An 11,887-nucleotide genomic window follows, 5' to 3' on the forward strand; every position below is an offset into this window, starting at 1 on the left:
CAGAGCCTCTGGGGCTTCGGTAACGCAGCGTTAGCACTAAAGGCCGGAGTTTTGGAAGGGATTCGTCAATAATTCTCATTTGCGTACTATGAAAATCTCAGTAATCAAGACGAAAAAAAATGCATAAATTGATGTAAATTTCCGTTCTGTCTGAAATGACAAACATTGAAAGCGTCATTTTTCATAACTGTTCTTCCAGCCAAGGTGTAAATTTCTCATTGCAGCTGGAGCGGCTTCTGTTAACGTCCGGGCCAGTAGCGGAGGCAGGTTCGCCGGCCAACCGGTGCGCTCCATCCCTCGACCCGATTGCGAAGCAGGACCCCGCCGATGACCGGTCGTTTCGTCAGAATATCGTCCAGCATCCTTTGTGTGCTGGCGCTGTCCGCATGTGCGGGCCAGCCAACCACGCCGCCGCCGGCGATCAGTGCCCCCGAGGCGGCGTCTGATTACCTGCTGGGCCCGGGCGACACGTTGAATGTGTTCGTGTACCGCGCGCCCGAGCTGAGCCAGAGCGACCTGCCGGTCCGCCCGGACGGCCGGATCTCCCTGCCGCTGGTGCCCGACATCGATGCCGCGGGCCTGACGCCCACCCGGCTGGCCCGGGTGATCGAGGGTCGCCTCAAGGAATATGTGCGCGACCCGAACGTCACCGTCATGGTGCGCTCCTTTGTCGGCCCGTCCAGCCGTCAGGTGCGGGTGATCGGCGAAGCCGCCCAGCCGATGTCGATGCCCTACCGCGATGGCCAGACCGTGCTGGACGTGATGATCGCCACCCGCGGCCTGACGCGCTACGCCTCCGGCAACCGCGCCGAGATCGTCCGCCGCACCAGCCCGAACGGGCCGGCGCAGGTGATCCCGGTGCGGCTGGCCGACCTGCTGCGTGACGGTGACATTTCCCAGGACATCCCGATGCAGCCGGGCGATACGCTGGTCATTCCGCAGGGTTGGTTCTGAGTCATGGATCTTCGCACTTTCTCTCGGCGGCAGCTCGCTGCCGGCTGGCGGCACCGCTGGAAGGCGCTGATGGTCGGCTGGCTGGTCTGCCTGCTCGGCTGGGCCGGTGTCTACACCATCCCGAATCAGTTCGATTCGAGCGCCCGGATCTACGCTGATGCCGACGCCATCCTGGGCACGCTGCTGAGAGGGATTGCGATCGACAGCTCGCCGGCCAGCCAGGTGGAGGTGCTGCAGCGGACGCTGCTGAGCGCCCCGAACCTGGAAAAGGTGATTGTCAACACGGAGCTGGACAAGCGCGTCAACGGCTCGACCGAGCGGTCGCAGCTGGTGGCGCGCTTGGCCAGGGAGATCCGTATCTCCCCGCAAACGCGCAACCTGTTCACCATCGAGTACCGTGACCGCGACCCGCGCGTGGCGCAGCAGGTGGTGCAGGCGACGCTGACCCTGTTCCTGGAAGCGGCCACCAACACCGACCGGCAGCAGATGGAAGGCGCGCGCTCCTTTATCCAGCAGCAGATCGCCTCCTACGAGGTGCAGCTGCGGCAGGCGGAGCGCCGCCGCGCCGATTTCCAGGCCCGCTACATCGACCTGCTGCCCAATGCGGCGCTGGGTGGTGCGTCCCGCCTGGAATCCGCCCGGTCCCGCCTGGTGCAGGTGCAGGGTGAGCTGGAAGACGCCCAGATGCGCCGCCGGATCACCCAGCAGCAGCTGGATGCCGCGCCGCCGCAGCTGGCTCAGCCGGAAGTCCGCATCGGTGGCGGCGGCGACCCGGCGGTGGAGGCCGCGCAGCGCAACCTGCGCGACCTGCAGCTGCGCTTCACCGACCAGCACCCCGACGTGATCGCGGCCCGCCGCGCCCTGGCCGCCGCCCGCAGCGGCGGTGGCGGTGGTGGCAGCAGCCGCGTCCTCGGCTCGTCCTCCGCGCCGCGCGCCAATCCCCTGTACGAGGAGCTGAAGGTGCGGCTGGTCGATGTCGACACGCATATCAGCTCGCTGCAGCGGCAGGAGCGGGCAGGGCGCGAAGAAGTCGAGCGGCTGGACGGCGTTGCCCGTGCCGAGCCGGAACTGCAGGCGCAGTTCCTGAACCTCGACCGCGACTACAACGTGCTGCGCAAGAATTACGAAGAGCTGCTGGCCCGTCGCGAGGCGCTGACCATCGCCGGCGCGGCGCGCGACAGCTCGGACCGCGTGCGGCTTGAGGTGATCGACCCGCCGACGCTGGCGACCCGCCCGGCCTCGCCCAACCGCCCGCTGCTGCTGACCGGCGTGCTGGTCGCAGGCCTCGGCGCCGGTGCCTTCATCGCGCTGGTGATGTCGCAGCTGGATCAGGGCTTCTACACGGCACAGGATCTGCGCAAGCTTGGCCTTCCCGTGCTAGGAAGCATCTCTGCCACCCGGCGTCCGCGCCAGACGGGGGCGGCCGTGGGCTTCGCCTTCGGTGTCGTGGCCCTGCTGGTGGCCTTCGGCGCGGTCATGGCCGGAATACCCGGTCTCGTCTTGAGGATGCTCGCATGAGCCTGCCCCGTGGTCGTGCCCATCTCGTCGAACGTGCCGTGGAGGCACTGGCCGAGACCGATGGCCGCCTTCCTCGTCCCATCGCGCCGGCGCCGCTGACCCCGGCGCCGGCGGCGCCTGCGGCACAGCCGCAAGGGGCACCGGCGGCAGCGGTGGCTGCCCCCGCGTCGGCCCCCGTTTCGGCCCCCGCTCAGGCGCGTGAGCCGGAGCAGCGGCCGGTCATCTCCACGGACACCTTGGTGTCCGCCGGCATGGTCGCGGCCCCCCTCGGCACGGTGCGCAGCCGGGTGATGGAGGAAATGAACCTGGTGCAGCAGCAGATCCTGCGCGCCATGGATGAGGCGGGCAATGGCCGCAACCGCGTGGTGCTGGTCAGCAGCGCCCGGCCGGGCGAAGGCAAGTCCTTTGTGTCGTTGAACGTGGCGGCCTGCATGGCCAGCAACAGCACCCGCAACGTGGTGCTGGTGGATGCCGATGGCCGCCGCGGCGCGATCAGCGAGGCGCTGGGCGCCGGCCAGGCGCCAGGCCTGTGCGGCCTGACCGCGGCGCCGCAGGAGCGCCGCGCGCCCCTGATGGCCACCGCCATCAAGCGCCTGTTCTTTCTGCCCTTCGGTCAGATCACGCCGGGCGCCGGCTCGCGTCCGTCCGGTGCGGCGCTGGCGGATGCCATCACCCGCATGGCACGGGCGATGCCCGACCATGTGATGGTCCTGGACACGCCCCCCAGCCTGTCCACCAGCGATGCCAACGCGCTGTCGGCCATTGCCGGCGTGGTGGTGGTGGTGGTCGATGCCGAGCGCACGCAGCGCAACGAGGTCGAGGCGGCGCTGGACATGATGGAAGCCTGCCCGTCGCTGCAGCTTCTGCTCAACCGCACCACGCTGACGGCGAATGACAGCTTCGGCGCCTATGGTGATTACGGTGCCGCTCATGCGGGCTGAACTGATGCGCGGCACGTCCCTGGCCGCCGCCGCCACCTGGCTCGCCCTGGCAAGCCCCGCGCATGCCCAGCCCCGGCCCCTGTCGGGCAGCGGCTCCTCGGGCCTCGGGTCGGGATCAATTAGCCGCCCGGGCATCCTGAGCGGCAGCGACGTGGCAGAAGGTGCCTCGGGCGGTGCCGATTCCAGCCCGGTCCGGCTGGGCGATTTCGGCCTGCCCTTCGGCTCTGCGGTCGATACTGGGGCGGATGCCGGGCAGCAGCGTGGCTGGAACATCGTGCCCAGCCTCGGCATCTCGCAGCTGGCGACCGACAACATCAACCAGACCCGGCGCAACAAGCAGGCCGAGTTCGTGACCTCGATCACGCCCGGGGTGCTGGTGACGATGGATACGGCGCGGGCGCAGGGCGTGGTCAGCTATGACCCGAGCTACCGCTACTATGCCAACGGCACCTCGCAATCCGGCGTCGATCACAACTTCAACGGTCAGGTGCTGCTGACCCTGGTGCCGGAATTCCTGTTCCTGGACCTGCGTGGCAGCGCGTCCCGGCAGGCGGCGGGTGGCGGCTACAACCAGGGTGGCGAGAACACCACCTCGCGCGACAACACCATCCAGACCACCAGCTTCCAGATCTCGCCCTATATCCTGCAGCGCTTCGGCGGCACCGCCAACCTGCAGCTCGGCTACGCGTTCCAGTCCGTGACGCAGGACAGCCGCGACAACACCGTCCTGCTGGGCCCGAACGGGCTGCCGTACTTCCAGGACCAGGACTTCACGGCGCATGAGTTCTACGCCGTGGTCCGCAGCGGCGAGGAGTTCGGCCGGCTGGCTTTGGAAGGCCGCCTGATCTCCACCGATTATATCGGCACCGGCGTGCTGGATGGCGCTTATCGCCGCACCGCCGCGGTGGAAGGGCGTTATGCCATCAACCGGTTCGTATCCGCCCTGGGTGAGATCGGCTTCGAGGAGCAGCGCTACTCGGGCCTGCCGCCGTTTGAATTGTCAGAAGCCATCTGGTCAGTCGGCACACGGCTGACCTTCTCCGAAGACAGCTGGGTGACGGTACGCTACGGGCACCATGACGGCTTCAACTCGGTGCAGGCCGAGGGCACCGTCGGGCTGGGCGTCCGCACCCGGCTTTACGGCAGCTACGGCGAGCGGATCGGCACGGGCGCGCAGCGCGCCGCCGACCTGTTGACCAACACCACGCTGGACGATCTCGGCAACCCGGTGGACCGCAACACGGGCGGCCCCATCGTGCAGCCTTTCGCCAACTCGCTGCTGGGCGTGCAAAGCAGCGTCATGCGCACGCGCACCGGCACCGCGACGATCAGCCAGGGCTGGGACCGCGACACCTTCAGCCTGACGCTGTTGCGCGAGGAGCGGACGCCGGTATCGGTCGATCCCGGCACCTTCACCGAGCCGACCAGCGGCAACTCCGCCAGCTTCACCTGGAGCCACTCGCTGAGCCCGTCGACCTCGACCAGCCTGTCGCTGCAATACGGCACCTACGAGTCCGCGCGCTTCGGCGATGGCAACGTGTATTCGGTGCAGGCCTCACTGTTCAGCGAGTTGAAGCCCGGGCTGGTGGGCTCGCTGCAGCTGATCAGCAGCAGCCGGTCCAACCAGGCATCCTTCGACCGCTCGCGCTTTGATCGGTTCGGGGACAACTCTTCCGGCCGCGCGCTGCAGAACACCATTATCGCCGGCCTGCGGCAGACTTTCTGAGAGGCGCCCGGATGCAGCTCGACCATTACGGGTTCCGCGAACCCCCGTTCCAGATGACGCCGGATGCGCGGCTGTTCTTCGACAGCAGCGTGCACCACAGGGCTTATGCGCACCTGATGTACGGCCTGGCGCAACGCGAAGGCTTCGTGGTCGTCACCGGCGAGGTTGGTGCCGGCAAGACCACGCTGGTCGAGCGGCTGTGTGGGGAACTCGACCCGGCCGGGTTCGTGATCGCCCGCATCGCCACCACCCAGGTGTCGGGCGACGACGTGCTGCGGCTGGTCGCCGATGCCTTCGGCGTGTCGCCGGACGGCAGCAAGGCGGCGCTGCTGCTCGGCATCACCCGCGCCTTGAGCGAAAGCGGCCGCCGCCACCTGCTGATCGTCGATGAGGCGCAGGCGCTGCCATTGTCGGCGTTGGAAGAACTGCGGATGATTTCCAACGTCACCACCAGCGGGCAGGCGCCGCTGCAAACCATCCTGCTCGGCCAGCCGCAGCTGCGGCGCATCATGGCCAGCCCCGACTTGGCGCAGCTCCGGCAGCGCGTGCTGGCGTCCTACCACCTGGGTGCCTTGTCGCGTGAGGAAACGCACGCCTATGTGGAGCACCGCATGCGCGCGGTGGGCTGGGACGGGTATCCGGCCTGGGGCGAGGGTGCGCTGGACATGGTGCATAGCCATTCCGGCGGCATCCCGCGCCGCATCAACCGCCTGTGCTCCCGCGTGCTGCTCGGCGGGGCGCTGGAAAGCGCCGAGGTGCTGACCGCCGAGGCGGTGGAGGCCACCGCCCTGGAGCTGGAAGACGACCTCGCCGGCCTGCCGGACGACAGCACCCCGCCCGCCCTGGCATCGCTCGCGATGGTGATGAACGAGGACACGATCGACGACCTCACCAACCGGGTGGAGGCGCTGGAGCGCCTGATGGCGCGGCGCGAGCGGGTGTTCAACCGCATGACGGAGCTGTTCGCCCTGGGCGAAAGGGCGCGCCGGTGATGCGCAATGCCATGAGCGTGGATGTCGAGGACTGGTTCCAGGTCCAGGCCTTCGCCAAGACCATCGCGCGGGCCGACTGGGATTCCCTTGAATCCCGCGTGGTGGCCAATACCGAGCGGGTGCTGGACCAGATGGCGGCGCAGAACACCCGCGCCACCTATTTCACGCTGGGCTGGGTGGCGGAGCGCCACCCCGCGCTGATCCGCCGCATCGTCGCCGAGGGGCATGAGCTGGCCAGCCACGGCCATGGGCATGAGCAGGTCAGCGCGATCGGCGAGGCTGCCTTTCGCGCCGACATCCGCCGGGCCAAGCAGGCGCTGGAAGATGCCGGCGGGGTGCGGGTGCGCGGCTACCGCGCGCCTACCTTTTCCATCAGCGCCACCGCGACCCCCTGGGCGCATCAGGTGCTGCAAGAGGAGGGGCACGACTACAGCTCCTCTGTTTTTCCGATCCGCCATGACCTTTACGGCTCGCCGGACGCGCCACGCGACCCGCATCGCCCGCACCCCGACGGTGTGGTGGAGATCCCCATGACGACGCTGCGCGCCCTGGGGCGCAATTTTCCCGTGTCCGGCGGCGGCTGGTTCCGGTTGATCCCCTACGCCGTGTTCCGCACCGCGTTGAAGCGCGTCAACGGTGCCGACCGGCGCCCCTGCGTGTTCTACTTCCACCCCTGGGAGGTCGATCCCGGCCAACCGCGGCTGGACCACGCCGGGCGGCTGTCGAAGTTCCGCCACTACACCGGGCTGGATACCATGCACCACCGTGTCGGCCAGCTGCTGCGCGACTTCTCCTGGGACCGCATGGACGAGGTCTTCGCCGGGGCCATCGGTCCCGAGCCGGCCCGCCAGGGAGTGGCGGCATGAGCCTGCGCCTGCGCCCGCTGGACGATGCCAGCGTTTCCGCCTGGGACGCCTTTGTGGCCAGCCAGCCGGAAGCCACCTTCTTTCACCGCGCTGCCTGGCGCGGCATCATCGAGCGGTCGTTCGGCCACAGCACGCACTACATGCTGGCGGAGCAGGACGGTGCCATTGTGGGCATTCTTCCGCTCGCGCGCATGCGCACGCGGCTGTTCGGCGACGCGCTGATCTCCACGCCCTTCTGCGTCTACGGGGGGCCCGTGGCCGTCGATGCCGCGGTTGCCACGGCGTTGGAGGAGCATGCGCGCGACCTGCTGAAGAAGACCGGCGCGGACCATCTGGAATTTCGCCAGCGCGATGCGGTCTATCCCGGTTGGCCGGAGCGGCCGCCGTTGCACTACACCTTCCGCAAAGCCATCACCGGCGATGCCGAGGCCGACATGAAGGCCATCCCACGCAAGCAGCGGGCGATGGTGCGCAAGGGCATCCAGAACGGCCTGACCTCGATCAGCAACAGCGACACGGACATGTTGCACCGGGTTTATGCCGAGAGCGTGCACAACCTCGGCACGCCGGTCTTCCCGCGCAAGTATTTCCGTGAACTGGCCCAGGCCTTCCCGGGCGAGCATGACGTCACCACCATCCTGCAGGGCGACACCCCCGTCGCCTCGGTGCTGAACTTCCACTTCCGCGACGAGGTGCTGCCCTATTACGGCGGCGGCACCACGCTGGCGCGCAAGGTGGCCGGCAATGACTTCATGTATTGGGAGGTCATGCGCAGGGCAGGGGCCGAGCGCGGCGCGCGCATCTATGATTTCGGTCGCAGCAAGTCCGGCACCGGCGCTTTTGACTTCAAGAAGAACTGGGGCTTCGAGGCAGCGCCGCTGCACTACAGCTATCAGCTGAAGCCCGGTGGCACGCTGTCCGAGCACAATCCATCGAACCCCAAGTACCAGATGATGATCAAGGCATGGCGCAAGCTGCCCCTGCCTGTCGCCAACCTTTTGGGCCCGCCGATCGTGCGCGGCCTGGGCTAAGGGCTATCGCCATGCGCCGCCTGTTGTTTCTGTGCCATCGTATTCCTTATCCGCCCGAGAAGGGTGAGAAGATCCGTGCCTGGCACATGATCGAACATCTGGCACGGGACTGGGAGGTCGATCTCGGCTGCCTGATCGACGACCCGGCGGACCTGCAGCACATGGCGGCGCTGCACGGCCCTTGCGCCGCGGTGCGGGCGGAGCAGACCGGGCCGCGCTGGCAGGTGGCAGCCCGGGCCTTGTTGCAGGCCCGCCCCGGCCAGCCGCTCACCACCGGCTGGTTCCACAACGCCAAGCTGCGCGCCTGGGTGGAACAGGGGCTGGAGGCCGGGCGCTACGACGCCGTCTTCGCGTATTCCGCCGCCATGGCGCCGTATCTCAGCAGCGCCGCCGCGCACCGGCCCGGCGTGCGGCGGGTGCTGGACATGGTGGATGTCGATTCCGAGAAGTGGCGGGCTTACGTGCCCAGTGCCAAGCCGCCGATGAAGCAGGTCTGGGCGCGCGAAGCCCGCACCTTGCTGGAGTTCGAGCGCCGCGCCGCGGTGGATTTCGACCGCTGCCTGTTCGTGTCGCACCAGGAAGCCGCGCGCTTCGCCGAGTTGGCGCCGGAAACCGCGCCGCACCTGGACTGGGTGGAGAACGGCGTCGACATGTCCGTGTTCGATGCGGAGCAACGCTATCCTTCGCCCTACCGGACCGAGGCGCCCGTCGCCGTCTTCACCGGCACGATGGACTACCGCCCGAATGTCGAGGCGGTGTGCTGGTTTGCCCGCGAGGTGCTGCCCAAGCTCCGCGCCACGCTGAACCCGGCGCCGGAATTCTTTATCGTCGGTGCCAACCCGTCGCCGGTGGTCAAGGCGCTGGGCGCGCTGGATGGCGTGACGGTGACGGGCTCGGTGCCCGACGTGCGGCCCTACCTGGTGCATGCCAGCGTGGCCGTGGCGCCGCTGCGGATTGCCCGCGGCATCCAGAACAAGGTGCTGGAGGCGATGGCCCTGGGCCGTCCGGTGGTCGCCTCGTCGCCCGCCTTCGAGGGCATCCATGCGACGCCGGGCCAGGATCTCCTGGTGGGCGATGGCACGGCGCGCACGGTGGCGCTGGTCAGCGAAGTGCTGGCGGGGGCGCACCCGGGTCTGGGTGAGCGCGCCAAGCGCGCCGTGCGGACCGGCCACGACTGGGGCGCGACGTTGAGCAAGCTGGACAGCATCCTGGCGCCGGGCACCGATGCGCCGGTCATTCCAGGCTTCGGGGCCGCCGCATGAGCATCGCCACGCAGTCTGCCGGCGCGTTGGCCAAACCCCGTCTGGCCGCCTGGCCCCTGGCGATGCTGGTGCTGGCCATCGGCCTTGCCGCCCTTGGCTACGCCTTCCGGCTGGAAGCCGTGACGGCGGTGCAGACCTGGGAATCCTCCACGGCCTACAACCACTGCTGGCTCGTGCTGCCGGTCGCATTGTGGCTGGGCTGGTCGCGCCGGCACCGGCTCATCGGCACTCTGCCGCGGCCGTCCCTGCTGGCGGCGATCGCCGCTGCCGGCCCCGCCCTGGCATGGCTGTTGGCCGAGCGCCTGGGAATCATGGAAGGCCGGCAGCTCGCGGCGCTGTCCATGGTACTGTGCCTCGTGGTGGCGGTGCTGGGCTGGCAGTTCGCCCGCGCCATGGCGGCGCCGCTGCTGTACCTGTTCTTTCTGGTGCCGTTCGGCGCTTTTCTGGTTCCGGCGCTTCAGCGGGTGACGGCGTGGTTCATCACCTCCGGCCTGCAGGTGCTGCAGATTCCCTACGTGGCCGACGACTTGGTGATCGAGATTCCCGCCGGCGCGTTTCTGGTGGCGGAAGCCTGTGCCGGCCTGCGCTTCATCATCGCGGCGCTGGCGTTTGGCGCGCTCTATGCGGTGGTGATGTTCCGCAGCCCGTCGCGCCGTCTCGTCGTGCTCGCGCTGGCGATCATCGTGCCGATCGTGGCCAACGGCTTTCGCGCGCTGGGCATCGTGCTGATGGGCCACTGGTTGGGTAGCGCCGAAGCCGCTGCGGCCGACCACGTGGTTTACGGCTGGGCCTTCTTCTCGCTGGTGATCCTGCTGCTGGTGGCGGCTGGCTTGCCGTTCCGCCAGGACGGCACGGTGCCGGCCGCGCCGCCGCCCGCGCCGTCCACCCGGCGGCCGGGCATGCCGATGCTGCTTGCGGCCGCCGTGCTGAGCTGCGTGCTGAGCCTGTCGGCGCCGGCGGTGGCGGCAGCGCTCGATCAGGCGGGCGGCACGGCGCCCATGGCGCTGCGGCCGCGCATCGTCATCCCGCCCGGCTGCAGCCCGATGGATGCGCAAGGCGTCTTGCGCTGTGGCGGTGGCACGTTGCAGGCGCAGCTGCTTGTGTTCCCCCAGCGCAGCACCTGGGGGCAGATTTCCGCCGCCCGCACGCGGCTGTCGGCGGCCGATGACGAGGCGCTGACCTATGGGGTGCATGGCGAGGGCATGGCCTGGCAGGTGCGGCAAACCCGCGATGCCGACACCACCACGGCCGTCGCCACCTGGCTGGACGGTGCGGCCGCCGGTGGCGGGCTGCGCAGCCGCATGCAGCAGGGCTGGAACAGCGTGACCGGCGCGGGCGGGCACCCGGTGGTGCTGGCCTTCGTGTGGCGCCCCACGCCGCCGCCGCAAAGCGTTGCGATGGGACAGCATGAGCGGCAGTGGCTGCGACAGGCCCTGGAAGCCCAGGCTGGCGGGGCGGCCGAACAGGCCGCCGAGCTATCGCGCCGCTGAATGCCATGCGCGACGGGTGGCATTCTGACAGGCGCCACCCGTCCCGTGGATGTGCTATCGCCTGACCGGAAACCCGTCTCGTGGCGATGAAGCGTCGAGAACCTCTTCGTAATGATGGATTAACGACGGTCCGCGATGGCGACGGGAACAGTCGGTAGTTTTTACGACTGTCCGCAAAGAAGCGCTCAATCCCTGACAAGTACCTGATTCATCTATCCCGCGCGGATTGGCACGGGAAATGCACAGGTGTTGTGCGGCCGGCCATCGGGTCGTCGTCCATGTTGTCAGAGGATCCCCCCATGCGCTTTTCCATGCTCGCCGCCGCGGCGGTTCTCGGCCTTGCCGGTGTGTCCGTGCAGGCCGAAGCCGCAGTGCTGTCCGCCCGGGTCTACGAGGGCAATGTCCTTCAGGCTTTGACCGGAACCAGCACCACGGGCGCGCTGACGCTGAATGGCGCTACCACGAACTTCAGTTCCATCTCGATCAACGCATTCGGAACTCCCTTTACTCCGGAGCCGTCGCTGATCGCGCAGAACACCACCATCTCGACCAACACTGGCTTCAGCAGCCCCACGACCATCAGGATCGAGCTGACGCAGACCGACCTGAGCAGCGCCAGCGCCCGCGCCGGCGGCCTGCTGGCGCAGTTCGTGACGACCTTCACGGCCAACATGCTGGTGAACGGCGCCAGCATCAGCGACATCACGCTCTCGACCTATGCCGACGCCACCAACGTCGCCTACGGCACCACCAACCTGCTGGCCACCACGACCTATGGCACGGGCTCCCCGGCGGCCACCCCGGCCATCATGCGCAATGTGGCGTTGGGCAACGCGCTGTTCTCGGAGACGCTGGTCATCTCCGCCACCTTCAACGCCGGCGCCGCCGGCTTGAACACCTCGACGCAGATCACCGCGTCGCCGGCCCCCGTGGCGGTGCCGGAGCCTGCGTCCATCGCCTTGTTCAGCACCGGCCTCCTCGCCGTCGGCATGCTGTCCCGCCGTCGCCGCCAGGGCTGATCCTGGCGCGAAGGGCAGAGCGGGGTCCAACACCTGCTCTGCCGCCGGGCCATCGAAGCCCAGCCGTCCCCCGGCTCCCCATCGATAG

Annotated in this window: 10 protein-coding genes; all 10 read left to right on the top strand. The window is 68.5% G+C overall.

What is annotated here, in order from left to right:
• Positions 1 to 327: 327 nt before the first annotated feature.
• On the top strand, positions 328 to 954 hold the full coding sequence (locus tag IAI59_RS10650) for an XrtA/PEP-CTERM system exopolysaccharide export protein (RefSeq protein ID WP_207416543.1): 627 nt from the start codon (positions 328 to 330) through the stop codon (positions 952 to 954).
• Positions 955 to 957: 3 nt separating this feature from the next.
• Positions 958 to 2,472, top strand: a complete 1,515-nt coding sequence (locus IAI59_RS10655) for an XrtA system polysaccharide chain length determinant (RefSeq protein ID WP_207416544.1) — start codon at positions 958 to 960, stop codon at positions 2,470 to 2,472.
• A complete protein-coding gene (locus tag IAI59_RS10660) occupies positions 2,469 to 3,413 on the top strand; it encodes a P-loop NTPase family protein (protein ID WP_207416545.1) in 945 nt (314 codons plus the stop codon). The genes IAI59_RS10655 and IAI59_RS10660 overlap by 4 nt, the downstream gene beginning before the upstream one ends.
• Positions 3,414 to 3,417: 4 nt before the next feature.
• Positions 3,418 to 5,139: a TIGR03016 family PEP-CTERM system-associated outer membrane protein gene (locus IAI59_RS10665; protein WP_207443792.1), complete on the top strand. Its 1,722-nt coding sequence runs from the start codon at positions 3,418 to 3,420 to the stop codon at positions 5,137 to 5,139.
• A gap of 11 nt (positions 5,140 to 5,150) precedes the next feature.
• Positions 5,151 to 6,131, top strand: coding sequence for an ExeA family protein (locus IAI59_RS10670; RefSeq protein WP_207416549.1), 981 nt, complete (start codon positions 5,151 to 5,153; stop codon positions 6,129 to 6,131).
• Positions 6,131 to 6,997 carry an XrtA system polysaccharide deacetylase gene (locus IAI59_RS10675; RefSeq protein WP_207416551.1) on the top strand — a complete coding sequence of 289 codons (867 nt, stop codon included), beginning with the start codon at positions 6,131 to 6,133 and terminating at the stop codon, positions 6,995 to 6,997. Before IAI59_RS10670 ends, IAI59_RS10675 begins: the two co-directional genes overlap by 1 nt.
• Entirely contained in the window at positions 6,994 to 8,028 is a 1,035-nt protein-coding gene (locus IAI59_RS10680; RefSeq protein ID WP_207416553.1) for a FemAB family XrtA/PEP-CTERM system-associated protein, read from the top strand. The genes IAI59_RS10675 and IAI59_RS10680 overlap by 4 nt, the downstream gene beginning before the upstream one ends.
• Positions 8,029 to 8,039: 11 nt before the next feature.
• Positions 8,040 to 9,290, top strand: coding sequence for a TIGR03087 family PEP-CTERM/XrtA system glycosyltransferase (locus IAI59_RS10685; protein ID WP_207416555.1), 1,251 nt, complete (start codon positions 8,040 to 8,042; stop codon positions 9,288 to 9,290).
• On the top strand, positions 9,287 to 10,780 hold the full coding sequence (gene xrtA, locus IAI59_RS10690) for an exosortase A (protein WP_207416559.1): 1,494 nt from the start codon (positions 9,287 to 9,289) through the stop codon (positions 10,778 to 10,780). The genes IAI59_RS10685 and xrtA overlap by 4 nt, the downstream gene beginning before the upstream one ends.
• A 299-nt stretch (positions 10,781 to 11,079) precedes the next feature.
• Positions 11,080 to 11,799: a PEP-CTERM sorting domain-containing protein gene (locus tag IAI59_RS10695; protein ID WP_207416561.1), complete on the top strand. Its 720-nt coding sequence runs from the start codon at positions 11,080 to 11,082 to the stop codon at positions 11,797 to 11,799.
• The last annotated feature ends 88 nt before the right edge of the window (positions 11,800 to 11,887 follow it).

The sequence above is a fragment of the Roseomonas haemaphysalidis genome, assembly GCF_017355405.1.
Taxonomy (GTDB): domain Bacteria; phylum Pseudomonadota; class Alphaproteobacteria; order Acetobacterales; family Acetobacteraceae; genus Pseudoroseomonas; species Pseudoroseomonas haemaphysalidis.